This is a genomic window from Methylomonas sp. PHL2-19 (assembly GCF_059331595.1).
Window position 1 is genome coordinate 3,481,777 of record NZ_CP196839.1, and the last position, 25,907, is coordinate 3,507,683.

At 43.2% G+C, this 25,907-nt stretch carries 25 protein-coding genes, 2 tRNA genes and 1 pseudogene; 8 read left to right on the forward strand and 20 right to left on the reverse strand.

The window, feature by feature from the left end:
• Positions 1-8 precede the first annotated feature (8 nt).
• Entirely contained in the window at positions 9-461 is a 453-nt protein-coding gene (locus tag ACR02O_RS16110) for a hypothetical protein (protein ID WP_494522001.1), read from the reverse strand.
• Between ACR02O_RS16110 and ACR02O_RS16115 the strand changes: the two are divergent.
• Positions 387-1,154, forward strand: a pseudogene (locus tag ACR02O_RS16115) (IS5 family transposase); the annotation flags it as partial. The gene ACR02O_RS16110 and the pseudogene ACR02O_RS16115 overlap by 75 nt on opposite strands.
• On the opposite strand, the gene ACR02O_RS16120 reads toward ACR02O_RS16115, so the two are convergent.
• The gene (locus tag ACR02O_RS16120) at positions 1,120-1,542 is read right to left on the reverse strand and encodes an AAA family ATPase (protein ID WP_494522002.1); all 423 of its coding nucleotides are present in this window, start codon (positions 1,540-1,542) and stop codon (positions 1,120-1,122) included. The pseudogene ACR02O_RS16115 and the gene ACR02O_RS16120 sit on opposite strands and share 35 nt — an antisense overlap.
• Before the next feature lie 73 nt (positions 1,543-1,615).
• Between ACR02O_RS16120 and ACR02O_RS16125 the strand changes: the two genes are divergently transcribed.
• On the forward strand, positions 1,616-2,365 hold the full coding sequence (locus ACR02O_RS16125) for an IS5 family transposase (protein WP_129871393.1): 750 nt from the start codon (positions 1,616-1,618) through the stop codon (positions 2,363-2,365).
• On the opposite strand, the gene ACR02O_RS16130 is transcribed toward ACR02O_RS16125, so the two are convergent.
• From ACR02O_RS16130 to ACR02O_RS16140, 3 genes are read right to left on the reverse strand one after another with little or no spacing between them, the layout of a single operon-like run.
• Positions 2,346-2,456 (reverse strand): hypothetical protein, encoded by a 111-nt coding sequence (locus ACR02O_RS16130; protein ID WP_458137748.1) that lies wholly within the window; start codon positions 2,454-2,456, stop codon positions 2,346-2,348. The genes ACR02O_RS16125 and ACR02O_RS16130 overlap by 20 nt on opposite strands.
• Positions 2,437-3,165: an HsdM family class I SAM-dependent methyltransferase gene (locus ACR02O_RS16135; RefSeq protein ID WP_494522003.1), complete on the reverse strand. Its 729-nt coding sequence runs from the start codon at positions 3,163-3,165 to the stop codon at positions 2,437-2,439. The genes ACR02O_RS16130 and ACR02O_RS16135 overlap by 20 nt, the downstream gene beginning before the upstream one ends.
• Positions 3,132-3,491 carry a type I restriction-modification system subunit M N-terminal domain-containing protein gene (locus tag ACR02O_RS16140; RefSeq protein WP_458137751.1) on the reverse strand — a complete coding sequence of 120 codons (360 nt, stop codon included), beginning with the start codon at positions 3,489-3,491 and terminating at the stop codon, positions 3,132-3,134. The genes ACR02O_RS16135 and ACR02O_RS16140 overlap by 34 nt, the downstream gene beginning before the upstream one ends.
• A 197-nt stretch (positions 3,492-3,688) precedes the next feature.
• On the opposite strand from ACR02O_RS16140, the gene ACR02O_RS16145 reads away from it, so the two are divergent.
• Complete coding sequence (locus tag ACR02O_RS16145) at positions 3,689-4,297, forward strand: helix-turn-helix domain-containing protein (RefSeq protein ID WP_458137752.1); 609 nt, start codon at positions 3,689-3,691, stop codon at positions 4,295-4,297.
• Between the two features lie 45 nt (positions 4,298-4,342).
• Entirely contained in the window at positions 4,343-4,639 is a 297-nt protein-coding gene (locus ACR02O_RS16150) for a hypothetical protein (protein WP_458137753.1), read from the forward strand.
• A gap of 516 nt (positions 4,640-5,155) precedes the next feature.
• Here ACR02O_RS16150 and ACR02O_RS16155 read toward each other — a convergent pair.
• Both ACR02O_RS16155 and ACR02O_RS16160 read right to left on the reverse strand, forming a co-directional pair.
• Complete coding sequence (locus tag ACR02O_RS16155; RefSeq protein ID WP_458137754.1) at positions 5,156-5,932, reverse strand: hypothetical protein; 777 nt, start codon at positions 5,930-5,932, stop codon at positions 5,156-5,158.
• A gap of 91 nt (positions 5,933-6,023) precedes the next feature.
• Positions 6,024-8,600, reverse strand: coding sequence for a tetratricopeptide repeat protein (locus ACR02O_RS16160; protein WP_494522004.1), 2,577 nt, complete (start codon positions 8,598-8,600; stop codon positions 6,024-6,026).
• A 549-nt stretch (positions 8,601-9,149) separates the two neighbouring features.
• Here ACR02O_RS16160 and ACR02O_RS16165 point away from each other — a divergent pair.
• From ACR02O_RS16165 to ACR02O_RS16175, 3 genes are all read left to right on the forward strand, one after another.
• Positions 9,150-10,232: a hypothetical protein gene (locus ACR02O_RS16165; protein ID WP_458137756.1), complete on the forward strand. Its 1,083-nt coding sequence runs from the start codon at positions 9,150-9,152 to the stop codon at positions 10,230-10,232.
• The gene (locus tag ACR02O_RS16170; protein ID WP_458137757.1) at positions 10,229-12,394 is read left to right on the forward strand and encodes a DEAD/DEAH box helicase family protein; all 2,166 of its coding nucleotides are present in this window, start codon (positions 10,229-10,231) and stop codon (positions 12,392-12,394) included. Before ACR02O_RS16165 ends, ACR02O_RS16170 begins: the two co-directional genes overlap by 4 nt.
• A gap of 312 nt (positions 12,395-12,706) precedes the next feature.
• A complete protein-coding gene (locus tag ACR02O_RS16175) occupies positions 12,707-13,096 on the forward strand; it encodes a hypothetical protein (RefSeq protein ID WP_458137758.1) in 390 nt (129 codons plus the stop codon).
• A 751-nt stretch (positions 13,097-13,847) separates the two neighbouring features.
• Here ACR02O_RS16175 and ACR02O_RS16180 read toward each other — a convergent pair.
• From ACR02O_RS16180 to hemF, 13 genes are all read right to left on the reverse strand, one after another.
• Complete coding sequence (locus ACR02O_RS16180; RefSeq protein WP_494522005.1) at positions 13,848-14,900, reverse strand: phosphotransferase; 1,053 nt, start codon at positions 14,898-14,900, stop codon at positions 13,848-13,850.
• 218 nt (positions 14,901-15,118) lie between these two features.
• A tRNA-Pro gene (locus ACR02O_RS16185) sits at positions 15,119-15,195 on the reverse strand.
• Between the two features lie 70 nt (positions 15,196-15,265).
• Positions 15,266-15,619, reverse strand: coding sequence for a MerR family transcriptional regulator (locus tag ACR02O_RS16190; protein WP_020481982.1), 354 nt, complete (start codon positions 15,617-15,619; stop codon positions 15,266-15,268).
• Positions 15,603-15,899: an integration host factor subunit alpha gene (ihfA, locus tag ACR02O_RS16195; RefSeq protein WP_026146839.1), complete on the reverse strand. Its 297-nt coding sequence runs from the start codon at positions 15,897-15,899 to the stop codon at positions 15,603-15,605. Before ihfA ends, ACR02O_RS16190 begins: the two co-directional genes overlap by 17 nt.
• A 2-nt stretch (positions 15,900-15,901) precedes the next feature.
• Positions 15,902-18,277, reverse strand: a complete 2,376-nt coding sequence (gene pheT, locus ACR02O_RS16200; protein ID WP_458137760.1) for a phenylalanine--tRNA ligase subunit beta — start codon at positions 18,275-18,277, stop codon at positions 15,902-15,904.
• Positions 18,278-18,292: 15 nt separating this feature from the next.
• Positions 18,293-19,312, reverse strand: a complete 1,020-nt coding sequence (gene pheS / locus ACR02O_RS16205) for a phenylalanine--tRNA ligase subunit alpha (protein WP_458137761.1) — start codon at positions 19,310-19,312, stop codon at positions 18,293-18,295.
• A gap of 140 nt (positions 19,313-19,452) precedes the next feature.
• The gene (gene rplT, locus ACR02O_RS16210) at positions 19,453-19,815 is read right to left on the reverse strand and encodes a 50S ribosomal protein L20 (protein WP_020481986.1); all 363 of its coding nucleotides are present in this window, start codon (positions 19,813-19,815) and stop codon (positions 19,453-19,455) included.
• 29 nt (positions 19,816-19,844) lie between these two features.
• Positions 19,845-20,042: a 50S ribosomal protein L35 gene (rpmI, locus tag ACR02O_RS16215; RefSeq protein WP_033158016.1), complete on the reverse strand. Its 198-nt coding sequence runs from the start codon at positions 20,040-20,042 to the stop codon at positions 19,845-19,847.
• 159 nt (positions 20,043-20,201) lie between these two features.
• On the reverse strand, positions 20,202-20,726 hold the full coding sequence (infC, locus tag ACR02O_RS16220) for a translation initiation factor IF-3 (RefSeq protein ID WP_081607885.1): 525 nt from the start codon (positions 20,724-20,726) through the stop codon (positions 20,202-20,204).
• Between the two features lie 22 nt (positions 20,727-20,748).
• Entirely contained in the window at positions 20,749-22,656 is a 1,908-nt protein-coding gene (thrS, locus tag ACR02O_RS16225) for a threonine--tRNA ligase (protein ID WP_494522006.1), read from the reverse strand.
• Positions 22,657-22,704: 48 nt separating this feature from the next.
• Positions 22,705-22,781, reverse strand: a tRNA-Val gene (locus ACR02O_RS16230).
• 74 nt (positions 22,782-22,855) lie between these two features.
• On the reverse strand, positions 22,856-23,782 hold the full coding sequence (locus tag ACR02O_RS16235) for a hypothetical protein (protein ID WP_494522007.1): 927 nt from the start codon (positions 23,780-23,782) through the stop codon (positions 22,856-22,858).
• Between the two features lie 235 nt (positions 23,783-24,017).
• Positions 24,018-24,932 carry an oxygen-dependent coproporphyrinogen oxidase gene (hemF, locus tag ACR02O_RS16240; RefSeq protein ID WP_494522008.1) on the reverse strand — a complete coding sequence of 305 codons (915 nt, stop codon included), beginning with the start codon at positions 24,930-24,932 and terminating at the stop codon, positions 24,018-24,020.
• 267 nt (positions 24,933-25,199) lie between these two features.
• Here hemF and ACR02O_RS16245 point away from each other — a divergent pair, with 267 nt between their 5' ends.
• A complete protein-coding gene (locus ACR02O_RS16245; protein ID WP_033158021.1) occupies positions 25,200-25,667 on the forward strand; it encodes a ProQ/FinO family protein in 468 nt (155 codons plus the stop codon).
• Positions 25,668-25,907: the final 240 nt, after the last annotated feature.

The window sequence follows — 25,907 nt, forward strand, 5'->3', positions numbered from 1 at the left end:
TAAATGATCTACAAATAAAGCCTTCTAATAGAGTCAATCACCATATCATTCATAGTTCCTAAATGACTATTTCGAACTATTTTCATTTGGTTGTTTATATCAATGGCAATAGCAGAAAAGGCATCATTACTACCCAGCAATTTATCAGGGAATATTGCTGACGCTAATGATGATTTAACACCATCATAGAACATATGCTGAATGGCAAGTTGATTGATTTTATCAATGTTATCTTCTGATAACTCAATCATTACCGGATAATAACCAGACAATCTCGCCATTGTAATGTTTTTATCATTCCATTGGTCAATGATATAGATATGTTGACATCTATTGTCTTCTGCAAACTGAACCAGAATATTCAATCCACCGATGAATGAACGTTCAACCGCGAACGCCTGCTGTCCGAAGCCCTGAGTCGCGAATTTTTTGAGCGGGTACTGGCCATAGCCGAATGGCAAAATCTGGTGTCCGACGAACACTTCAGTGTCGACGGTAGCCTCATTGAAGCCTGGGCCTCGCACAAAAGCTTCGTCAAAAAAGATGGTAGTGGTCCCGATAAACCCGCCGGCCGCAATCCCGAGATCGACTTCAGTGGCGAAAAGCGCAGCAACGCCACCCATCAAAGTACAACCGATCCCGAAGCCCGGCTTTACAAGAAAGGCGAATACACCGAGGCCAAACTGCGTTACATCACCCATGCCTTGTCCGAGAATCGCAACGGCCTGATTGTCGATGTCGAAACCACTCAAGCCACCGGCACCGCCGAAATCGAAGCCGCGCAAAAAATGATCAAACGCCGCGTGCCCCAAGGTGGCAGCGTCGGTGCCGACAAAGGCTATGACCAACCGGCGTTCGTCAACGGACTCGAGTCCCGTGATATCAAAGCCCATGTGGCCCGCAAAAAGATTGGCAGTGCCGTCGACGGCCGCACCGCGCGCGGCAAAGGTTACGCCCAAAGTCTCAAGCGCCGCAAAATCGTCGAAGAAGCCTTTGGCTGGGTCAAAACGGTCGGCGGCCTGCGCAAAACCCGTCACATCGGCTTAGCCAAAGTCGCGGGTCAGGCCTTGTTTTGCTTTGCCGCCTACAACCTGACGCGCATGCTCAACCTATTGGTGTTCACGCCGAAACCGGCGTGGAGTGCACCCGCCTAGGGTGAAGTTCGCCTGAAAACCGTCCACAGACGGCTTCAGGCGAATAAAAAGCCCTTGAAACCGGGGCAAAACGCTTGAAACTCGATGTCATGACCGATTTCAACTCGAAAAAATCACGAACATCGTGGGTAAGGGGAAATATCGGCGGGTTTTTCACCAGCCTGTTAGGACTAATTGTCACATCGCTATGATCACTAGCACATAATACGTATATTATTGTTTCTATTAGTTTTTTGGTAATTGCTGGATTAAGAGCGTTGTCTATATTATCAATTGCAAAAATTGCAGGAGTTTCCCTGTGCAGCAATAATACGACTAAAAATAATAAATATAGTGTACCTTCAGAGCTATCGTATGCAGACAAATAATTCCTAGGGGCTGTTGCCATTTTGTCATAATCCCTTTGAAAATCGATTGGCGAGCCATATTGATTGAGTTTTCAATCAAACGATAACTAGCGAATGCCACGCCAACTGCTTACAGATACCCACTGGGAAAAGCTAAAAACGATTATGTTGAGTTTCAGCATTTACGACAAACCCGGTCTTCGGCAAACGGTCGAAGGGATTTTTTATCGTTTGCGTGTTGGCTGCCCTTGGCGAGACTTGCCCGTCGCTTTTGGCAAGTGGAATGCCGTGTACAAGCGCTTCAATGCCTGGTCACTGCAAGAAAAGCTGAGGGGTATCTTTCAGGCGCTAGTGATTGAGCCTGATTTGGAATGGCTATTTATTGATGGCAGCATTATTAAAGCCCATCAACACAGTAGCGGCGGCGCCCATGAAAATCCAACAGCCATCGGGAAATCGGTCGCAGGCAACACGACCAAAATCCATATGGCGGTTGATGCCGGTGGACTTCCCATCCAGTTCTCGATTACGGGGGGCGAAGTACATGACTGCAAAGAAGCGCCGGAATTTGTGGCCAAGCTCCCCCAGGCGGGCTACATGATTGCAGACAAAGGGTATGACAGCGAGCCGTTACGGATTCAAATTCGAGACCAAGGCACAGTCCCCATCATCCCAAGAAAACAAAATTCAATAGTCGGGAATGAGGAAATGGACTGGTGTCTCTATAAATATCGCCACCTCGTTGAAAACGTATTTGCGCGACTGAAACATTTTAGAGCTATTGCCACCCGATATGACAAACTAAAACGCAATTTTGAAGGTGCTATCGCCCTGGCTTGTGCATTTATATGGTTACCGATGTGAAACGGCAACAGCCCCTAGCTTTTAATTTTGCTTTGACATTGTGTTTGATAGTCCAATCAATGGATGCGTTTTCACGTATCGCCTTCACCACTGGTTTTACTGGTTAATGCACCCTTCGCCAGTACCACACCCGCTTTACCATTTGGGGACAGGTGGTAAATAAAATGCTGTAACCAGGCGAAGTTAGCATTACCAACGGGTGGTGTACCGTATTGCCAGCGTCCATCGGTTCGTAACAATTCACCACTCCAATCACTAACATTGAAGGGAGGATTAGCAATAATAAAATCTGCCTTCACATCTTTATGGGCATCATTCAGGAATGACCCCTCATTGTTCCATCTAACTTGTGAACTATCGATACCCCGGATAGCAAGGTTCATTTTTGCTAACCGCCAGGTGGTTTGGTTACTCTCCTGACCATAGATGGAAATATCATTGATTCTGCCCTGATGTTCCTCCACAAACTTTTCGGATTGTACGAACATCCCACCGCTGCCGCAGCATGGATCAAACACCCTACCTTTATAGGGTTCCAACATAGCAACCAATAATTCAACGATGCTACGGGGTGTATAGAACTGACCACCTTGTTTACCTTCCGCTAACGCAAACTCCCCCAGAAAGTATTCGAAAACGTGTCCTAGAACGTCAGCACTACGCGCTTTTGCATCACCTAATGCAATGTTACCCACCAAATCAATTAACCCTCCCAAACTGGTAGGATCGAGATTTTGACGGGCAAATACTTTGGGCAGTACACCCTTTAACGATGGGTTCTCCTTTTCGATAGCATCCATTGCACCATCAACAAAAGTCCGATATCGGGTTGCTTTGCTTTACCCAGCAGATAGGACCAGCGTGCCTCCATCGGTACGAAGAAGATGTTTTCACCGGAATATTCATCCTTATCTTCTGGATCAGCGCCGGCATATTCACCTTCACCAGCCGCTAATTTACTGAACATCTCTTCAAATGCATCCGAGATATATTTCAGGAAAATCAACCCCAGTACGACGTGTTTGTATTCGGCGGCATCAATGTTCTTACGGAGCTTGTCAGCTGCTTTCCACAGCTGTTTTTCTAACGGTTCTTCTTTAGCGGGTTGTTTGGGGGCTTTCGCCATTGACTGTCCTTTTTGAATGATATCCTGATGACTACAGGGTGGTGAACTAATGTTATCTCAAGGATAGCAATAGATGATCGGTTCAGCAAATACACCCATAAACGCAAGTGGCATCACATAATGCATTGCTTCTGTACACTATAAAAATCAAAAATTGCTAAACTATCGTTTACATTTCAACTCATTTTTAAAATCAATTGTTAAACAATCGTTTACCTTCCAATCTGGGCAATTCTCTAAAAACTGTTAGGAAAAACCAAAGTCTGAAACAGTTAGATATAGCAACAAAGTGCGCGTTTTCATTACCCACTATTATCAAAGCAGAACAAGGACAGGGATTATTTAATAGTTTTCAAACCATAGCGAAATGTTTGGATTATGAAATTTCGGGGCGCACTTTACCCAGTGCTGAATCATTAGGCGAAAGCTTAGCAATACTCAGGGAACGTCAGAAAATATCATTACGGTCACTTTCCGAACTGACCAAGGTGAGTGTTCCAACGATATTAGCAATTGAATCCAATCATCCAGGTCATCTATTCCCTATAGAACAGATCGCAACAGCATTGGGTGCTGGATTGTTTCTGCATCCTATTGGTACACCATTGCCATTTTATAAGACAACGGCTATCAGTAGTAATTACCAATCATGGTCAACACCACCGGAAATATTAGACAAATTATATCCAATAGTGGGTGGGCAATTTGATTTAGACCCTTGTAGTACTACTAAAGACAAAAATAAAGCACCCGTCAAAGCGAAGATTCATTATACCGGTGAAGATGGAGACAATGGATTGATCTAACCTTGGTATGGCAAGGTATTTGTCAATCCACCTTATGGTAAATCATTGAAACAATGGATTAAAAAATCTCATGACGAAACAATGATGGGAAATATCAAGCTTTGCATCGCTGTTATTCCTGCTAGACCCGACACCATCGCTTGGCATAATTGGATTATCAATAAAGCAGATATATTTATGTTGAAGGGGCGTATCAGATTTGCAGCTGAAGGTAAGAATGATGTTGCCCCTTTTCCGTCAGCAATCATAATTTGGAATGCTAATTCAACCACTATTCAGATGATGCAATCAGCATTCCCAAACGCATGGCATATTTCACCAACCCATTCTGCATTATATTAAATCATGTTGATCACGATACATTGATATCGTCATACATTACTTATTGATTTTATATATTTTGGGAACAGACCATTAATCCATGTAAATGAATTTTTAACAAAAAACTCATTTTAGATTGAAAATGTAAGCGATTTTTTATCAAATGCTGTTCATCAACTATTCATTCGACTGTTTCTGGATGTATTTGCAAATTCCAATTAAATCCACCGCTGATTCCTATTTCAAAACCACCATTCACCCCGTTCAGTAACTTGCTGCGTGTCGCGATTGTAATTTGCTTTATTCAAATTATTAAAAACCGACACTCCGTTTCAATCTATATTAACTCATTCTTGAACTAAAAAATATTTTTACGCAGATCCTTATAAGTGCATTGAAGATTCATATTCATACATAGATTATGGAAAGTTAATGCGGTTCAGTTATTGGGTGCAAAGGTAACTAAGGCATGAACATATATAAAAATACGTTCGTGGTTAGATGAGCAATCGCTCAGTGCGGGAAGAAAAAATGAACTTAGTGACCATTAACTTTTTTATATTTTTGTATTTCAGATTCCAACCTTAATTTGGCTTCATTCTTTGTGATACCTAGTTGGCCAGCTAGAAGTCCTACATAATTTTCGTGATTCAAGTTAGGTTCGAGAATACTATCTAAAACATAAAATCGGAACTTAATACCATCAGGGACATTCCCATTGGAACTCATAATTCTATCTCTTACTTTATCAAGAATTTGATTCGCAATATTCGATGCACCATTATGGAAGTTATATTCAGCAAGTATCATCAAAGAGTTTACATCAGTTTGCATCAAAAGATCGCTGTTTTTTCTAATAGAGGCTACAGCATGACTCAAATCACCTGTTGCGATAGAAAGATTGAACATTTCCTCAATTTCGGGCATGGAAAGGGTGGGTTTTTCGTCGAGTTGAGCAATTCTCTGTGTTGCAAATTCCTTTTCATCAGGAAATAAGTATCCATTTTTTCGATACTCTTGAAGCACAGTTCTGCTTATGTCTGGTATAAGTTTATCGAAAATCTTCTTTTGATTTTCTAATTGCTTTATATCATATTTCAAAGATGCTAATTCTAATTGATCTATAGTGGCTTTGAATGTCTGAACACCGGTAGCTATAATCATACTAAAAAATGCAACAACTCCAATAGTAGAAAGGCTACGTTCAAACCAAGGAAGTTCATTTTGTTGCAACTTTGAAAGTTCTACAAGATGCCCTAATGTTTCGGCAGTAATAGGGGATACATCAGTAATGATCCTTGCGATAGAGTACATTTTAGACTGTCTATATATAATCAAAATCACTATCAATACGAGTAGTATAGTAGCTATGCTAAGCAATAATATTATCATGATATTTAAAGCTCTATGGTACTTTATTGACTATGTTATTGATTTCCACTTCTTCTTCAGCGGGCTTCCCAGATATTGTATTATTATCAATTGAATTTGTATCTAAGATTGATGGAACGAATTCTTTTATTAAATCGAACAATTCCTGGCTTGAATCTATTAACCGTCCAAAGTTATTATCTCTATGGAGCTCCAATAGATTTAAAGTTCCAAGATAAAGCTTCTCATTTGGGGCAACATTTTTAAGAATTAACTTCATCTCTCTAATAAAAAATGAATTAGGAAGTTCTCCTAATTCGCCGCCGGGAATTGAAGCGAGGTTGCTTAACTTAGCGGCTTTGGGGGAGAAAAACCTAGAATATAGAACCCCCGAAAGATTTGCGGATGTTTTAATATTATCGACATCTTCCGATTTATCCTGATATTCTTGCAGTAATATTTTAGCGATTATATCAATCCTCTCAGATAAATCTGAGTAATCACTAATCACATCACAAATACGCTTCATTAAACCAATTGTTTTAATATCTGTATTTAAATAAACGAGCTTAGACTCATTTTCAATGAACCAATTTATCGCACGTTTAAGATTTTTAATATCTGGATGTTGGCTATATATAAATCCACTTACTGGTTGCTCATAGATTATTTTTATGTTCTTTAGAAGTTCGTTTTGGCTTGGTATGTTAATATTTGCAAGAACAAACTTTAGCAAATATCCAACGTATGGACTGGCATCATTATCAACAAAATCAGATTTATTATAGAACTCCAGAATTGTATCTAACGATTTCTGATACTGTTTAAAATAAAAATATGAAAAAGCTAACCTGTAATATGCGTCATCTGTGGCAGGAAACCAAGGATATTCGTTTATAAAGCTACGCCATTGCTCAGTCTCATTAAAAGATGGTGGGAACTTGATATAACTGGGGGGCCATGTTTTTCCAGTCTCGGTATAATCGTGACTTGCAAGTGATATATATTTATCCGAAGCTGCGCTACCAGTTGTGTAGTTATTTACAAGATAAATTTTATTTTTTGGCTTAGCTAGACCCATAAAAACGTGATCTAAATAACCTTTTCCAAGGTCAGAATTATAATTTATTAGTATTACTATGATAGATTTTTTTACCTCACTATTCTCTATTTTGGTTATATCTTTATTTAGTATAGCCTCCGAAAAATGCTCAACAAGACCTATATTGTTGGCCTTTGCCAATGTACCCAAGGCTTCAATTACTGGCGTCGGTTTATCAATCAACCTTAAAAAGATTGTATCACATAGTTCATAATCACTTTCACTTAGGTTTGATCCAGCATGAGTAAAAATCCTCACAATATCTTTATCGTCAATATTTCCTAGGTTTGTTATCAAAGAATCCTTCAAATTTCCGCTATAACTCCCATTAAACAATAGTAGAGAAATCAGCTCTAATGACTCTGGTTTTATTTTTTTATCCTCTCCAAAGATTCTGCTTTCGGATGCAGCATATAATTTGATACTTAAATCTTTATCACTCTTAACAACATCTTGATCCAATAAATCAACCATTCCGAGATAAAAATCCATATCTCCGATGTTTTTGTTCTCGGTAAGAAAATCTACTGACAATCTAATATTGTTTTGGAGAAGCCAAGTAAATATTGTATTGAAGTTTTCAGGCAAGGGGTTTATCTTATAACTATAAACCATCGCATAACCTAACTGGTCTTTCAGCTCTGGGCTATTATGTTTCGATATAAAGCTTATAGCTTGGTCATAATTTCCGTCTTCAATGACCTGTTTGAGATAAGTGGTAAATTTTTTTGTAGGAGTAATTGGGTAAGATTCCAAGTAAGTTAGCTTTTGATCTTCTTCCATACTAAAAAAATTATGCTCTAGAAGCATCGAATTATAAAAGTTATCACTTACTTTGGAATGTAAATAAATCCAATCTCGGGTGTTTTTATTATATGCAGGAATTCCCGGCAATAATATCAAAATTCTACTTACTATCTTATTAGGTTCTTCGTTTGAAAATAATTCAATTACCCCTTTATAACTTGGGTGTCTTCTATACTCCATCCCCTCTAGAAACCCCATTCCTAAAAAATACAAAAATAGGGAAGCAATAGATGCTGTAATTAGTAGTGCCTTTTTTTTATACCCTCTTGATTTAATGCCAATCAGCTCAATACTGGGTCTAGATTTTTCAATTATTACGTCGATTTCAGTTGCTTCAATTGGCGCGTGAGAGGCCTTCTCTGTCTTATCTTTTATATTCGATACAAGGATATCTGATTCTCCATTCTGCTCGCTAACCTTATATATTATTTCCCTAGTTTTTCTATCATAAGAAATGATGCGTTCATCGTACTTTTGCTCGTGCTTTATAACGTACTTAATCATCAAAATCGCATTGGCAACGTCTATTATAAGTTCACTTCGAATGTAATTTAGTGTGTTTCCAATAATCGAGGCTAGCAATTGCACTAAAAATTTTATAACTCTATCTAAGTCAGGCTTGATACGATCTGAAATATATATTCCTGTTAATAAAAATGTAAACATCAACCCTAAAAAGGTAAAAATAGACATTTTTTCCATTTCAAGTATCCTATGAGGTTTGTCAGTTCACTATAATTGTTTATTTACTATTGAACATTATATTAAATTTACTATAAAAATATTATATGATATTTTTAACGCTAAGTAATTCTAAATTATTAAGCATACTATATATATTTGGAAATGAATTATTCACACGAGGAGCATTAGCATCTGCCGAAGTATAATATAGATACTCGGCGGCTGTCGCTTTAGAGCCTACCCCTTCGTCACGTCAAATAATATCTAATCATACTTTCTATTAATATGAATATTCAATCTATAATTTATAAACTCTGTTTAGGTGGGCGATTATTGCTCATCCCGCTATAATGCATTGAATACGTTTTATAAATAGTCGTCAAATGATAAATAACTATGAGGAATTCATTTCTTCATATCATTTCCAAAATTAATTGCATTCACCGGTTGGTTGAGACGGCCATCTCAACCAGCATTTTAAACGGAGAATGTAATGACTATGCAATTAATCCGATGACACTATACCTGCATAGTGTATGACCATAAGTGTCTCGATGGTGAATCAATATGGAAAAATATAATCAGACTACGGATGTAGTCATACCACAACTTTATACCGTATCTATCAATAAGAACTGGTGGAGCAAACCGTTAGTCGCTTCAAGTATAGCCGGCAACACCTATCATACCAACCAGGGTGGTAAGAGAATCAATCTTGCTAAGGGTTGGGAAACCGTTCATCTACCATTCGCGGATATTTTCAACCATCTCACTGTAGATGGGTTTCCAATCTGCGCATCATTGAGGAATGGCTATCGGAAATCCACTAACTTTATCTGTCATTCCATTGCAATGGTTGACATTGATCATGGGCTAACCCTTGAAGAATTAAGGGCAAATCCGTTCTATGTTGAATATGGTACCGGGTATTATGTAACACCGTCTCATACCGATGAACATCCACGATTCAGGGTATTATTCGCGTTAGAGCATCCAATCGATCATCCTGATGATATGACATGGTTGTATACCATCCTGCTTCAGATTCTGGGCGGTGATAAGGCGTGTAAAGATGCTTCTCGATTTTTCAACGGTACCCAACATTGCCCTGATAAAGCTTTAAACGCTGATCGCCAGTTACCTACATCGGTTGTAAAGACGCTGATTGAGGATCACAAGAATCGGGCGTTGGTAATATCCCCCCCAACATCTCGGAATCGTCAGGGTTGTGACACTCAAAACCATACGAGTGCAACCCCATCGTTACCAGCATCCTATACCTTGCCAAGTACCCATGAAAAATCCACCATTATCCAGTTACTTTTACAGACATTCTGTGGATATTATCCAACCTGGCGTGACATCGGTTGGGGTATGAAATATGCCGGGTTCAGTCTGGAGGATTACCAAACCGTTACCTCGTCCATTATGAATAAAAAATCAGCAATTGCCGCGGCAGCACTATGGAACAGTCACCAACCCGTTGATCAGGTAATCACCCTTGGTACAGTCATACATTATTTGTATGAACAGTTGGGTGAAACAACCGTTAAAAGCAAATTGATGTTGGCAAGGATTGAGCGGGAACAATCGGAGAATGAAAGGATAAAGGAAAGGCTTGCACAATTGAAACAAAGGAAGGTGGCATGATGACCAGCAATAGCATGTCGCAAGCTGATTTCAATCAAATGGTCTTGCAAACCCGATTACCTAGAAAAAAATCGGACAAAAAACGTTACCTATCAACGTTACCCAAAGATGCGTTGATGGATCTTGTGGAATACCTTGCTGAGTATCACCCAATCCTGGTTGATGATGCAGCAAATATCCTACTGGAAAAAATCCAAAAGGATGACTATCGACTGTCCTACTATCATCGGTTATCCAGTGGCGCCATTAAACCCTTTACACTCGCTGATGATCATTGGGATGTTGTTAAATCGACTGATTTCATCAGTGTTGACGACTACGGAGATGGGAAACGTGTACTGCTGAATGCGGATATGAGTATGGGTAAGAATTACGCGCCTAAACACGCGAAAATCGCCCATCGATTGCTAGCACCGCTACGTTCCATCGTTGGTCAGCAGGGCAGCAGAAATTGCGTACAAACGGATATGGTTACTACCTATGATCAATCTAAACGATTGCTCGATATGGCTTCAAATCATGAAATTGATGTGACAGATGAAATTTTGATCATCGATGAAGTGCATAATTTTTTACTGGCGGATTACCGCCTAGAACCGTTACACAATGTGCTGAAATTGATGCAGCTACCGTGGAAACAGGTTGTGTGCCAATCGGCAACCATTGGTAGTGATGATTTTGATGGAATTATTGAGTTTGACAGCAGGATACGTATCCATAAAACCGTAGCACCTGATTTGATGTATTACCGTTTGCATATCGGTGACCCCCATCATGCATTGCAACAATTCATCTATTTTTGGCTGCAACATCCCAATAAATCTCTGATACTCCATAACAATACCGAGACGTTACTGGGATTCAAACAGCTTCTAAATCAGGTCCCCAAGGACGATGGTAGCCATCTTGTTGTTGAAATTGTAAACGCCGACCTATGCAGAACATCAGGATCATTTGCCCATCGTCTTACCAATGATGGTGAATTCCAAATGGATGAGGTGGATATTGTTCTAGGTACCACCTCTTTAGTGGAAGGTATTTCGATCCAGGATAATATCGATGTAGCGAATGTGTGTGTCATCGGTAAGGAACCGGTGCAGTACATCAAGCAATTGTGCGGACGCTTCCGTAAAGCATCAACAGTTCATTGTCTGCACATTGCAACCAACAATCTCGATGAAGATGTATTTGATATTGATCAATGGATTATTGAACAGGAGCGTTTATCCGCAATGGCAAAAGAGACCGCTACCTTCATGACCCAACAGTACCGCGCTTTCAATAGCAATGATCATGCGGCATTTGAGAAGTGTTTAAGCATGGATTTTAAACGTCAAGGCATATTGTTCGATTCAACATCTAATCAGTATCTGGTTTCACCGTTATCAACATTATTCATATCCGCTGAAGCTAAACACAAACAATTTTACGCTAACCGTGATTATGCCAACCAGGTTCTAAAATCGTTGGGGTTCACTGTCTGCAAATTTCAATCCTACGGAAAAGATGAGGAATTTATCAATCTTTCTAAAGCGACTCGAAAGCAATGCCGTGAAAACATCAAGGAGATGCGACGTGCAGAATCAACGTTGATTCTCAATCTTATGTTCAAATCTACTGAAAATAATCATGTCAACATAGAAAAGGTTGAACGATTATTAGAGATATATGACAAAGAATTAACAGCATTTCAAAAACGTATTATGGCAGTGTTAAAACAGATTGATACCAAAAAGGTAACATATGATTACCTAGTAAATGCCATTGAACGTTTAGAAAATGGTCAAATGTGTGATGAAACTATCATTATGCATGCGAACGCAAGTGCAGCAGAGTGTGGCATTATCAGTGAATTAGAAAAACGCTATCCATCAGGCACTAGAATATTACCCGCTGAAAAATTGCAGATTGTTGCTGATATTATTGAGTCATTGATCCGTCACATCATGAATGCAACCCATATCGATAAGCATGATGCATTCCAGTTCGTTATTAGATTGCCGCGATGGCGAAAACTAGCAGATAAGATAATATTGAATAATGGTATTGTGAGTTGCTCTTGTAATCGTCCAGTAAAGATATTGAGAGATTTTTTACCTGAATTCATCATACAACAAGTGCAACAAATGAATCTAAAATATTATGTATTAGTCATTGTCTGATGATAGCTACTTGTTAGGGACAGACCTTTTTATTATTTATATATATAAAATAAAAAAGCTACGTCTCTAACAAGGAGATGATAGCTCCTGTTGTCATTCAAGAACTGTATTTCAGCTATACCCATTGATCATACAAGTGATATTTTCAAACACTAGGTGAAAATAAATATCCCTTGATATATCGGTTTTTTGATTGTTTTTTGTAATTATATTTGATTATTGTTCGAAATATAATCATAAAAGTTCCTCAGCCGCCTCATACACCACACCACAGAAACGCATCGGCAACAACTATCACTAGGATAAATACATATGCTGCAATTTATCAAGGTGATTCAAGTGAACTTAAACAGACTTATCAATAAAATATATGGCGCATCTCTCCCAATAATGGGCGGATGTGGTGAAAGCATTAATGATGCCATAATTCTCTATTATGTGAGCATTATAGATTCATACAAAATCGAGCAACATGTGCTGGATTTGATGATGACATTGCAAGATTATAGCTATGAGCTAATACAATCAGAAATGCTAACTATCGACAAGAAACAATATGACAAGATACAGTTGAAGATAGAATGCAAACTGACGAGAAAAATATTTGTTAAAAATTATTATTTCAACATTACAAACTGCAAGATTTTCGATCCTGATCTGGAATATTATCCACCAGAATCATTGATAAAGAGCTTTCTATAATTTTGTACGATAAAAATATATGATACAAAATATTATTATGGAATCGTACAATTTACCATTTTACATTACAAAATCCATTCAAGATGGCAATGGATATTCATTCAAGCATTCAATTACTTTCGACCCGGATTATTTAATCGACTTTGTAAAACTTGAATACAAAATCATACGATACATTTTTTCATTACAAAACGTATCATACAAAATATTAGAGCAAACCTTAATTATCACCGGAAGACATCATGTTTTCGATGTATTCAGCACCAAGATTAGCGATGAAGCTAACAAAAAAATCTACTTCGACATAACCGCAGTATTCGGGATCGAATCACGCTGAAGACAACAGCTTTGACAACATTAAGTGTTATACATAGAATGCTACTCAATCTGTTACACACTTTCCGAGGAGAGTTGTGAGCAGAGTAGGCTGCGAAGAAGATATTTTCTTAATTATCATTAAGTTATAGTGCCACCTTGTTTTAGAGGAACCTCAAGTCCTCTCCTCGCACCATTTTTATTTTCTTCTTGCGGAAACCAGCAAGACAGAGATTAAAAAATCCTTATAGATTTTCTCGTAGCTACAAACGATGTAGCAGTCAATTATAAAGTCAATACTTATTTAAAATTTTTGTGGGTTCATATACCCGCCAAATTATCTCTCTATCGGGAGATTCTCCGCCAAATAGCATCGACCCAATTCTCAGATCAAATTCAGTATATAACTGCCTTCCAGAAACGCAGGTAAGAACGCTTATAGAGATAACGCAGAATAGCTATCGTTATCGTCAACCGCCGCTGAAACGCGCGCAATTAACTCCAAGTTGCTATTACGCTCCATCATACCCCCTATAGCCAAGGTAACAATCATCGCTTCGAACGGATACACCAAATGAGCACGGTAGCGTTGGTAATACGTTTCTTCATCCAAGTCGCTAATCCCGTGACTAGCTAACGCCGTCATGTATAGGTTCAGCAATTGTTTTTCATGAGCACGCCGAGACTCCGGCTTCAGCGATGTCGCTAAAAAATAAGCGAGGTCACTAACACCCTCCCCCATCCGCACCAATTGCCAATCCAGAAAGCCGGGCTCAGAGTGATTCCAAAATAGATTGCCTGGATGACAATCATGATGCACCAAGGTCTGCACACCGGTTGCCAATATCCTGGTGATTCGCCGCCGATCCGCTGCATAGCGCAACGCGGATCTATGCAATTTGTTGGGCACCAAGCGCCCGGCGCGATCAAGGCCACGCTTCATCAAGGGCACAGCCAGCAAGGTACCCATATGATTCTCGACATTGTAACTAAAACCGTTTAACCAGCGATGCGTTTTCAATAGCCCAGCATTGCCCCAATAGTGAGCATGAAAACCGGCTAGCTTTTCAACCACCTGCTGAGCTTGTTCCAAAGACAGAGCGTCTGCGGTAAACCCGGGCCTAAATCCCAGTTCATCCAAATCCGCCATTACCAATGTAGTACCGCGCCCTAACACACTTTCAGCCGCTAAAATTTGCGGCACACTCACCGGAACCCCCTGAGAAAGCGAATTATAAAAATGAACTTCCTTATGCAATAACCGGGGTATGGCGGTAATCGCTCTGGACTTAATTGCCAGCGACGGCGTTTTTACAAACCACCGACTTGGAACGACGCCGATGGCGTCATGATTCACGGTTAGCCGCAAGCGCGTCGATGTGCCAATATTGACGGATTGAATATCTACTGTACGTACTTTGGCACTGGTTGCGTATCTATCAACAATACGTTGCGCCCATTGCCTAGATAATTGATCCGGGTGATTCACGACAATATGATCTCTAAAACGGCTCAACATCGGATTAGGCCTGTCTCAAATATTTGATAAATCGAAATGTTAGCCGCCGTATTCATTCAATTTAACTTTATCGATCAATCAGTGATTAATTATCAAAAACGCCATGTATTCCTATAGTTTTTCAAGCAATAAAAAACCCGCCAAGTCAAGTAACTTGCGGGTTATTCAATATTCAATCTCAAAAAACTTGGTCGGGACGGCGGGATTCGAACCCACGACCCCTTGTCCCCCAGACAAGTGCGCTACCAGGCTGCGCTACGCCCCGAAGTTTATGATTAAACCAATGCCCACCTAGGACAGCAAGCCGAACATAATATCATATTATTTGGGAAACGCTATTTCAGCAGCTCCAAAATATCTTCCAGCTCGCCAATCATCTGATGAATAAGTTGTTTGGTGCGTAAACTGTCTTCCTTGGCGCTACCACTCGCCAGATGAGCACGCGCACCACCTATTGTGTAACCTTGCTCGTATAACAAAGCGCGAATTTGTCGAATCAACAACACGTCATGGCGCTGATAATAACGGCGATTTCCTCGGCGTTTTACCGGACTAAGCTCGGTGAACTCTTGTTCCCAATAGCGCAATACATGGGGCTTTACCGCGCAGAGGTCGCTAACTTCGCCAATCGTAAAATACCGCTTGGCCGGAATAACCGGTAATTCGTTATTATTACTGGGTTCCAGCATACGCTTCTACTCGAGCTTTCAATTTTTGCCCTGTTCTAAAAGTCACCACACGCCGCGGAGTGATGGGAATTTCTTCACCTGTTTTGGGATTTCTACCCGGCCGACCACTTTTGTCGCGCAATTCAAACTTACCAAACCCGGAAATCTTCACTTGCTCGCCGCTTTCCAGACTTTTTTTAATTTCGTCAAAAAACAACTCTACGATTTCTTTGGCTTCTCGCTTGTTTAAACCGAGGTCTTCAAACAACTTCTCTGCAATATCTGCTTTAGTTAATGCCACAATCACTCCCTCAATTTTGCATTCAGTTTAGCCGCTAAAGTGTCCAGCACTTTGCGAAATATAGCATCAATTTCTGTGTCGGTAAGCGTTTGCGTAAAATCCTGCAAGAGTAAAGCTAACGCGACACTCTTATAACCTTCGGCGACGCCCGGTCCGCGATAAACGTCGAAGATCGATATTTCGCGTATCGCCGTCTCCATGCATTCTTCAATTACACTGGTGATTGCGGCAGCTGATACAGCCTCTTCCACCAATAAAGCCAGATCGCGGCGTACAGAAGGGTATTTGGATAATGTACTAAATTTAGGCACCTTGCGTTGCAATACGGCATCCTGTTCGAGTTCAAACAAGAATACCGGACTATCGAAACCCAATTGCTTTTCGAGCGTTGGGTGCAACATGCCCAATAAACCTATCACTTCGCCATGTTGGTTTTTGATTTGCGCGGTTTGACCGGGATGTAAAGCCGGATGTTGGTAGGCAACAAACTCAGCCACAATACCCGTCAAACCAAATAACGCTTCGACATCAGCTTTCACATCGAAGAAATCCAGCTTTCTGTTTTTTTCGCCCCACTGTTCGGGATTAACGGAACCCAAGGCCAAACCGGATAACATTTTTCGCTGTTGAATTTGCCCATCTTGATAGAAAAACCGCAAGCCGGCTTCGAATAAGCGCACTCGATTCTGTTGGCGGTTGATATTGTACAAAGCCGCATTCAACAAACCGCACCAAAGCGTAGTGCGCATCACGGCTAGTTCAGAGGATATAGGGTTTTGAATCCGGATAAATTCTTCACCAGGCGCGACGGCATTTTGCATTGCCTCATCGACAAAACTGTAGGTAATCGCTTCCTGATAACCGCGATCTACCAAGCAATCCTGCAATCTCGCCAATGGCAACTGCGCCTCGGGCGCTTTACCAAGCTCAGAGCGCATCAACAAACTGCTGCTAGGCAGATTGTTATATCCATAGATTCTGCCGATTTCTTCCAGCAAATCTTCTTCGATGGCAATATCGAAACGAAAGCCGGGCGGGGTAATTTCCCAGCCGTTCTCGACTACTTGAACCTGCATACCCAAGCCTTCGAACAGCGCATGCACTTCATCGTCGCCAAATTGAATGCCCAACACCTTTGTAATACGTTGGCTACGCAGCTTTACCGGCATTCTGGCGGGCAGTTCGGCAGTGGAAATAACCTCTTGAACCGGTCCAGGACTACCGCCGGCTATTTGTAGAATCAATTGCGTGGCGCGTTCGATCGCCCGGCGTTGCAAGTTAAAATCCACACCTCTTTCGAAGCGGTGCGAGGAATCGGTATGCAAACCAAATTGGCGGGCCTTGCCGGCGACATCAATGGGCGTAAAAAACGCACATTCCAGGAATATATCGCGGGTTTCGCCAAATACGGCGCTGTCCTTACCCCCCATCACGCCGGCCAAGGCCAAGGCTTGCCGTAGATCGGCTATGACCAGTGCCTCGCCGTCCAGCTCTATGGTTTGGTCATTCAATAAAGCCAAGGACTCGCCGGCCCGACTACGTCTAACCACGATAGGCGCACTCAGTTTATCGGCATCGAAAGCATGCAGCGGTTGGCCCAATTCGATCAACACATAGTTGGTAACATCAACAACCGGGCTTAAACTTCTAATACCGCAACGGCGCAGACGCTCCTGCATCCACAGTGGCGTGACCGTAGCAGGATTGATGTTTTTGATCAAACGCCCCAGATAAACCGGGCAAGCTTCCGTGACTTCGACTTTAACTTCCAGGGTTTCCGTGTGCTGCGGTTCGACAGTAGTAAACGTCGTAGCCTGAAACGGCAGATTGTTCAAAACCGCCACTTCCCTGGCGACGCCTTCGACGCTCAGGCAATCTGCGCGATTTGGCGTTAAGCCCAATTCGATCAAATTGTCGTTCAGCGCCAAATAGTCGCGAATATCGGCACCCACCGGCGCATCAGCGGGCAACTCCATCAAGCCTTCGGAACTAACCGCCAAACCCAATTCCTTTTCCGAACACAGCATGCCGAACGACAATTCGCCACGCAGTTTGGATTCCTTAATTTTGAAATCGCCGGGCAATATCGCACCAATCAATGCTGCCGGAATTTTCAAACCGGGCCTGACATTGCTGGCACCGCAGACGATTTGCAATGGTTCGGCTTGGCCGACGTTGACCTGACAAACCTTAAGTTTATCGGCGTTTGGATGTTGAATGGTGGAGAGTACTTCGCCAACTACCACACCGGAAAATTCGGCGGCAACAGACGTCACGGCATCGACTTCCAGACCGGCCATGGTCAGTTGCGCGATTAATTCGGCGGTGGCGATAGGCGGATTGACCAGTTCTCTTAACCAAGCTTCACTGACTTGCATGATGACTATCCACCGTTAATTAAACTGTTGTAAAAATTTCAGATCGTTTTCGAAAAACATCCGCAAATCGTTGATACCGTATTTCATCATCGCCAGACGTTCGACTCCAGTTCCAAAGGCAAAGCCGGAATACACTTGGTTATCGATACCGACCGATTTGAATACTTCCGGGTGAATCATGCCGCAACCGCCCACTTCCAGCCAGCCCGTTTGTTTGCAGACGCGGCAACCTTTGCCGTCGCACATTACGCAGGACACATCAAATTCGGCGGAAGGTTCTGTGAATGGAAAATAAGAAGGGCGAAAGCGCACGTTGACTTCTTTTTCGAAGAAGGCGCGCAGAAATTCAAAAATCACACCCTTCAGGTCACCGAAACTGACATCAGTATCAACCAAAAAGCCTTCGACCTGATGAAACATAGGCGAATGCGTCATATCCGAATCACAACGGTACACGCGGCCCGGTGCGATGATTTTCAAGGGCGGCTTTTCGGATTCCATCACCCGAATCTGTACCGGCGAAGTGTGAGTTCTCAATACGGTGTGCGCATCGAAATAGAAGGTATCGTGCATCGCCCGCGCGGGATGATGCTCGGGAATATTCAAGGCGCCAAAGTTATGGTAATCGTCTTCGATTTCCGGGCCTTCGACGATATTAAAGCCGGCCTCAGCAAAAATTTTAGCAATCCGCCGCAAGGTGATCGTAACAGGATGCAATCCGGATACGGTTTGGCCGCGCCCCGGCAGGGTTACGTCGATACATTCGCTAGCCAAACGCGCCGCCAATTCGGCATTTTCCAAAGTCGATTTCCGAGCCTCTAACGCCTCTTGAAAAGTATTTTTGGCATCGTTGATAATTTGCCCGACACTGCGGCGTTGCTCGGGGTCCAGGCTACCCAACTCCTTCATCTGCTGAGTGAATAGACCTTTTTTGCCTAGATAATTGACTCTGACCTGATCCAGTTGGCTAAGGTCTTGTGCATGTGCAAGCGCTTGTAATGCCTGCGTAACAATATCTTCGATACTAGCCGACACGACTCAGCTCACTTTTGTCTGCAATTGAGGGAAATTCCAAAACGATAGGTTTCCGCCAACGAGATTTGGCGGAAAACTCCCCATCAAAAACGGGGAGTCGAGCAATTAAACCGCTCTTTCAAAGCGGCTTAATGTTTTCCTTACGGTTTGCTTTGGTTTGCTATAGCCACTTTCGCAATCGCGCCGAAAGCGTCGATGTCGCGTACAGCCAAGTCGGCCAATACTTTGCGATCGATCGCAACATTGGCTTTATTCAAACCGTTGATCAAACGGCTATAGGAGATACCGTACAAACGTGCGGCAGCGTTGATACGCACGATCCACAAGGCGCGGAATTGGCGTTTTTTCTGTTTACGGTCGCGATAAGCATATTGACCGGCCTTAATGACCGCCTGCTTGGCGACGCGGTAAACCCGGCTACGGGCACCGTAGTAACCTTTTGCCAGTTTTAAAATCTTTTTGTGTCTTGCTCTAGCGGTGACTCCGCGTTTAACTCTAGCCATGTTCTACTCTCTCCAATATCAATGATAAATCAACTGTACGGCAGCATACGCGCAACCAATGGCGTATCCGACGGATGAAGAATGGCTGTTTTACGCAGTTGTCTTTTACGTTTGGTGGTTTTTTTAGTCAAAATATGACGTTTATGCGATTGTTTGCATTTAAAACCGCCGCTTCCAACTTTCTTGAAGCGCTTGCCTGCACCACTATGGCTTTTCATTTTTGGCATTTGTTTTCTCCAATGATTAAAAGTAAAGTCCTTGAGACAAAACCCAGTGAGGCAAAATGCTTGGCCCCATTGAATTTCCGGACACAAAAGCATCCTTCAACCGATTCGTTCCTGAATCGCCTTGCCGTTTTAAAAAACGGCTAAAACCGTGTGATTGAGTTATTTCTTTTTCTTCGGGCCCATCACCATGACCATTTGCCGGCCTTCCAATTTCGGAAATTGCTCGACTATGGCCATTTCTTCCAGATCGGTTTCGATACGTTTCAACAAGTCCATGCCAAGCTCACGATGAGTCAGCTCACGGCCTTTAAAACGCACGGTGATCTTGGTTTTGTCGCCTTCGTTTAGAAATTTGATCAGGCTGCGCAGCTTGACCTGGTAATCGCCTTCTTCGGTACCGGGCCTAAACTTGATTTCCTTGATCTGGATTTGTTTTTGCTTTTTCTTGGCGGCTTGCAGTTTTTTGTTTAACTCAAACTGGTATTTGCCGAAGTCCATGACTTTGCAAACCGGCGGATCGGCATTGGGCGATATTTCGACCAGATCCATATTTGCATCGTAGGCGAGCTGTAACGCTTCGTTTATTGAAACAACCCCGACTTGTTCACCTTCAGCGCCTACTACCCGAACCCGCCTGGCGGTAATTTCGGTATTTAAGCGCGTTGCATCTTTTTTAGAGCTGATACCCTAATCCTCCAAGTTGTTATTATTTTCGATCCGCAATCTGGTTCCTCAAGCGTTCGCCAAGTTCGCCAATTGACAGACTTCCTAGATCCTCGCCCTGTTGTGTGCGTACACTAACAGTCCGAGTTTCTAATTCCTTGTCGCCGATAATCAAAAGATACGGCACTCGCTGCATGGAATGCTCGCGGATTTTAAAGCCTATCTTCTCGTTTCTCAAGTCAATTTTGACTCTAAGACCTTGTTTTTCAAGTTCTCGCCGCACCTGCTCCGCATAATCGGCATGGCGGTCGGTGATATTCATCACCATCACCTGCACTGGCGCCAACCATAGCGGAAAAGTTCCGGCATATTGCTCGATCAAAATTCCGATGAAACGCTCCAAGGAGCCCAAGATTGCCCGATGCAACATTACCGGCACATGCCTGGCGCTATCTTCGCCTATATACGAGGCATCCAGCCTTTCCGGCATCGAGAAATCGACTTGTATAGTACCGCATTGCCAGACCCGACCTATACAATCTTTCAAGGAAAACTCTATTTTAGGACCGTAGAAAGCACCTTCGCCCGGCTGCAATTGCCAATCCAGGCCTTTAGTGTTCAAGGCCAATTCCAGCGCGCTTTCCGCTTTATCCCATACCGCATCGTCACCCACTCGATTTTCCGGACGAGTTGACAGTTTGATAATCACTTCCTCGAAACCGAAATCCTTGTATACCTCAAACAACAGATCGATAAACGTGGAGACTTCGGATTGAATCTGATCTTCGGTACAAAAGATGTGCGCATCGTCCTGCACAAAATTCCGGACCCGCATCAAGCCATGCAGAGTGCCGGATGGCTCGTTACGGTGACAGGAGCCGAATTCAGCTAGGCGCACCGGCAAATCCCGGTAACTTTTAATACCTTGATTGTAAATCTGAATATGGCAAGGACAGTTCATCGGCTTCACCGCATAATCGCGGCTTTCCGAATGCGTGGTGAACATCATCGCACTGAATTTATCCCAGTGACCGGATTTTTCCCACAGCGTGCGATCAACGATTTGCGGGGTTTTGACTTCGCCATAGCCATTGACGCGCAATTTCTCGCGCACGTATTGCTCGATCTGCTGATATATGGTCCAACCCTTGTCGTGCCAGAACACCATGCCCGGCGCTTCTTCCTGGGTATGAAACAAATCCAGGGCCTTGCCGATTTTACGATGATCGCGCTTTTCAGCTTCTTCCAGACGATGCAGATAAGCGGCTAATTCCTTAGCATCGCCCCAGGCAGTACCATAAATGCGTTGCAGCATTTCGTTCTTGGAATCGCCGCGCCAATAGGCGCCGGCAATTTTCATCAATTTAAACGCTTTTAATTTGCCGGTGCTGGGCACATGCGGACCGCGGCACAAGTCGGTAAAGTCGCCTTGTTGGTATAAAGACAAATCTTCATTGGCAGGAATCGAAGCGATAATTTCAGCTTTGTATTTCTCGCCTAAAGCTTCAAAAAACTTTACGGCTTCGCCGCGCGACAACAGCGAACGGCTAATGGCAATATCTTGCGCAACCAGTTCCGCCATTCTCTTTTCGATAGCCGTCAGATCTTCAGGCGTAAAGGAACGCTCAAAGGCAAAGTCGTAATAGAAACCGTTTTCTATCACTGGACCGATGGTTACCTGCGCTGAGGGGAATAACTGTTTGACAGCCTGAGCCAGCAAATGCGCTGTGGAGTGGCGGATCACATCAACACCCTCCTCGTCCTTGGCAGTGACGATTTGCAAACTCGCATCGGAATCGATCAACGTGCTGGCATCTACCAATTTGCCATTTACTTTACCTGCCAACGTCGCTTTAGCCAGACCCGTACCAATAGACAGGGCCACATCCATTACAGATACCGCTTGGTCGAATTGACGCTGAGAGCCGTCGGGCAAAGTGATTACAGGCATTTTCGATTCCACAATAAAAAAAGCACCGTCATGCGGTGCTTTATGTTTTGGTAGGCGCGAGTGGACTCGAACCACCGACCCCCACCATGTCAAGGTGGTGCTCTAACCAACTGAGCTACGCGCCTAAAGTCTATCGTTCGAGCCGCGCATTATAACGACCTAAACCGTTTATGCAAGCTTTTTCTATAGCAACAACGGTTCAAGCTGTAGCAGTTAAGATAGAACCCTTAGCAACAGAGGCCGGAGTGTTACTCTCACGATTACCTGACAACTTGTTTAGAAACTCCAACAAAGTCGGTTTTTTACCATTCCCCGGAGTTCCCAACACATTCACTAGATCGTTAAAACTATCTTGCAATTTTTTATATTTGCCACTAGTTTCACCGGCAGCATCACCCAAAGCCGCGATCAAATTTTGCAAATTATCGGTGAATTTACCATAGCCATTTCGACCTACCGCTTTGTCGCCATGCCGACCGTCATCGTCAGAGCCGTGACGACGATCAGCACTGTATTTCAAAGCCTGACGCAAATCGTGCAAGAAGCTGTGCAACGCTTGGCGTACATCGGCAACAGTTGCGCGTGGCGCGGCAGTAGGTGTGGTCGTTGCTTGCGTACCCGCATTATTCGTTACGCTAGTTGCCGGTGTCGCAGCCGTTGTTTGTCCAGTTTGAGTCGTACTCGTTGTTGCAGGCGTCGATGTAGTCGCGGCCGATGCGACCTGCCTTGGCGGCGTTTGAGCGGCACTTGCATCGCCTTGCGCCGCCGTAGCTGGTTGCTGCACACCGCTTTGTTTCAATACCTGCCTTAAATCCTGCAAAAAGGTCTGCAACAATTGCCCAAGATTGGATGAATTATTTTGACTGCCGCCAGCGTTGCTCTCAGTGGCGTCATCGGCGGCAGAATCACTATTACCGCCAGGAATATTCAATCCAAAACTTTGCAATGTTTGTATGACATTGCGCATGAACGCCCCACCACTATGATGATGCCCATGCTTCTCCCCTCTCCCGCTTACCGCCGGACGCTCTTGATCGTCATCGTTGTGCGTACTTTTGGTGCTGGATATGCTGATGGTGGTTTGCGATACATACAATGATGTTGTCAATGAATTGATCGTAGTCATTAGATTCACCTTGACGCTACATAAAAACAAATGGCGGATAGCCAAAGACAGGACAGATTCAAATCACTTCCTATATTTTGGCGATTACAACCATGCCGTTTCTTTTAGCGGCAGAAATTTTGTGAACTTTAGCTAACTATCCAAAAAAAAGACCCAACACGCTTGACTGAAAACAAAACCTTGCGAACAAATCTTGCTAAGACATTCCGAAGCACTGTTACTAACCAATTTCCGCCTAAATTCCCAGCCAGTTTTGTGGGCGTAAAAATGTGTCGTATAACCGGGCTTCCTGACTACCTGATTCAGGCTGCCAATTGTATTGCCAGTGCGCGACCGGAGGCATGGACATCAAAATCGATTCGGTCCGCCCGCCAGATTGCAGCCCGAATAGAGTCCCCCTGTCGTACACCAAATTAAACTCGACATAACGCCCACGCCGATACAATTGAAAATTACGCTCCCGGTCGCCATAGACCGTGTCTTTACGCTTTTGCACAATAGGCAAATAGGCATCCAGGTAATGGTCACCTACGCTCTGCATAAATGCAAAAGCTTGAGCAAAATCAGGCTCGTTCAAATCGTCGAAAAACAACCCGCCGACGCCACGAGTTTCGTTGCGGTGCTTTAAAAAGAAATAGTCGTCGCACCATTTTTTATAGCGCGGATAAACATCCTCACCAAACCGTAGACAAGCCTGACGCGCCACTTGATGCCAATGCAACACGTCTTCTTGGAAAGGATAAAACGGCGTCAAATCGAAACCACCACCAAACCACCAAATAGCCGGTTCACCGTCTTTTTTGGCGATAAAAAACCGCACATTGGCGTGCGAGGTCGGCACATAAGGATTGCGAGGATGCATCACCAGGGACACGCCCATCGCTTCAAATTGCCGATTGGCTAGCTCGGGACGTTTGGCGGTTGCCGATGGCGGCAGATGACTGCCAAACACGTGCGAAAAATTAACCCCGCCTTGCTCAAATACCTCACCATTCGCCAACACCCGCGAACGCCCGCCACCACCTTCGGCGCGTTCCCAGGCATCTTCCATGAAGCGCGCGGTGGGTTCTTCCGCTTCTAAAGCAGTGCAAATTCGATCTTGCAACTTCAGCAAATACGTTTTAACTGCGGATATATCGTTCTCAATCATGATAAAGCACTGTCCCGTCGATAGTAATTTTACTCAGCAACCGCTATGCGGCAGCCCTCTGAGCGCAAATTACCACAATAAGCATTCCGCAAACACTTAAGTCGGTTCTCAGGAAAAATCCCGGCAGCGCCCGATAAAGTGCGGAACGCTATATTATTTATCTAAGAAATTGTTAGCAGAGCGCACCAAAATTCGATTGCACTATTGGCTTGATGTTTCCCGATGTACAATCTGCTTTTTATTCCTTGATAAAAGTGTGGATACATTATGGGATTTGAAGAACTAGCAGCGCTTAGAGATGAACTTGCCAAGCAAGCAGCTGCCAATAAACCGGTAAAACGAGAAAAAAAGATAGCGGAGAAATCGCCTATCAAAAAGACCGGCAAAGCTGACGCGCTAGTCGCCATTATCGGCTTGCTGCAAAAGAATTTTCCCTTGGCATTTCCCAAAAAACCCGCTGCCAAACTGCCCTTAAAAATAGGCATCCACAAAGACATCCTGGCCCATGCCGATCAACTCGGTGCAGATAAAAACCAACTCCGCACCGCACTGAAGGCCTGGTGTTGGGGACATCGATACTGGGATTGCCTGACAGAAGATGCCGTCAGAGTGGATTTGCAAGGAATGCCGGCCGGCCAAGTAACAAAAGCAGATGCTGAACAAGCGAGCAAATTAAAAGCGCAACGGCGGAAACAGCCAGAAGCCGTCGAAGCATTACCTACAGGGTCAGCATAAGTTTTTCTCATAAAGAGATTGCACACACCAGGAAAGCACGACTTCAAGCTATTGATTTTACAATACTTTAAAGCACGTATAACCACCGAAACAAGTTATTTCCAAAGCCTGCTTGCCGATGCGACAGCCCGTCCCCATCCAAAACTCAGAACCAATCGATACGCGCTTAGCACCCAAAGTTGTCTCGGGTGCTTACCGACCTTGTCAGTTCCCGGAAAATTTTTGTCATAAACCCTGAAT

Excerpts from the sequence above, each read along its gene's own strand:
- ACR02O_RS16245 (WP_033158021.1), top strand. The coding sequence starts at position 25,200 with ATGGGATTTGAAGAACTAGCAGCGCTTAGAGATGAACTTGCCAAGCAA.
- ACR02O_RS16135 (WP_494522003.1), bottom strand. The coding sequence starts at position 3,165 with ATGGATGCTATCGAAAAGGAGAACCCATCGTTAAAGGGTGTACTGCCC.
- ACR02O_RS16140 (WP_458137751.1), bottom strand. The coding sequence starts at position 3,491 with ATGGCGAAAGCCCCCAAACAACCCGCTAAAGAAGAACCGTTAGAAAAA.
- rplT (WP_020481986.1), bottom strand. The coding sequence starts at position 19,815 with ATGGCTAGAGTTAAACGCGGAGTCACCGCTAGAGCAAGACACAAAAAG.
- ACR02O_RS16170 (WP_458137757.1), top strand. The coding sequence starts at position 10,229 with ATGATGACCAGCAATAGCATGTCGCAAGCTGATTTCAATCAAATGGTC.
- ACR02O_RS16160 (WP_494522004.1), bottom strand. The coding sequence starts at position 8,600 with ATGGAAAAAATGTCTATTTTTACCTTTTTAGGGTTGATGTTTACATTT.
- ACR02O_RS16165 (WP_458137756.1), top strand. The coding sequence starts at position 9,150 with ATGGAAAAATATAATCAGACTACGGATGTAGTCATACCACAACTTTAT.
- ACR02O_RS16175 (WP_458137758.1), top strand. The coding sequence starts at position 12,707 with ATGCTGCAATTTATCAAGGTGATTCAAGTGAACTTAAACAGACTTATC.
- rpmI (WP_033158016.1), bottom strand. The coding sequence starts at position 20,042 with ATGCCAAAAATGAAAAGCCATAGTGGTGCAGGCAAGCGCTTCAAGAAA.
- ACR02O_RS16155 (WP_458137754.1), bottom strand. The coding sequence starts at position 5,932 with ATGTACTCTATCGCAAGGATCATTACTGATGTATCCCCTATTACTGCC.
- hemF (WP_494522008.1), bottom strand. The coding sequence starts at position 24,932 with ATGATTGAGAACGATATATCCGCAGTTAAAACGTATTTGCTGAAGTTG.
- ACR02O_RS16190 (WP_020481982.1), bottom strand. The coding sequence starts at position 15,619 with ATGCTGGAACCCAGTAATAATAACGAATTACCGGTTATTCCGGCCAAG.
- ACR02O_RS16235 (WP_494522007.1), bottom strand. The coding sequence starts at position 23,782 with ATGACTACGATCAATTCATTGACAACATCATTGTATGTATCGCAAACC.
- thrS (WP_494522006.1), bottom strand. The coding sequence starts at position 22,656 with ATGCCTGTAATCACTTTGCCCGACGGCTCTCAGCGTCAATTCGACCAA.
- pheT (WP_458137760.1), bottom strand. The coding sequence starts at position 18,277 with ATGCAAGTCAGTGAAGCTTGGTTAAGAGAACTGGTCAATCCGCCTATC.
- ACR02O_RS16120 (WP_494522002.1), bottom strand. The coding sequence starts at position 1,542 with ATGGCAACAGCCCCTAGGAATTATTTGTCTGCATACGATAGCTCTGAA.
- ACR02O_RS16125 (WP_129871393.1), top strand. The coding sequence starts at position 1,616 with ATGCCACGCCAACTGCTTACAGATACCCACTGGGAAAAGCTAAAAACG.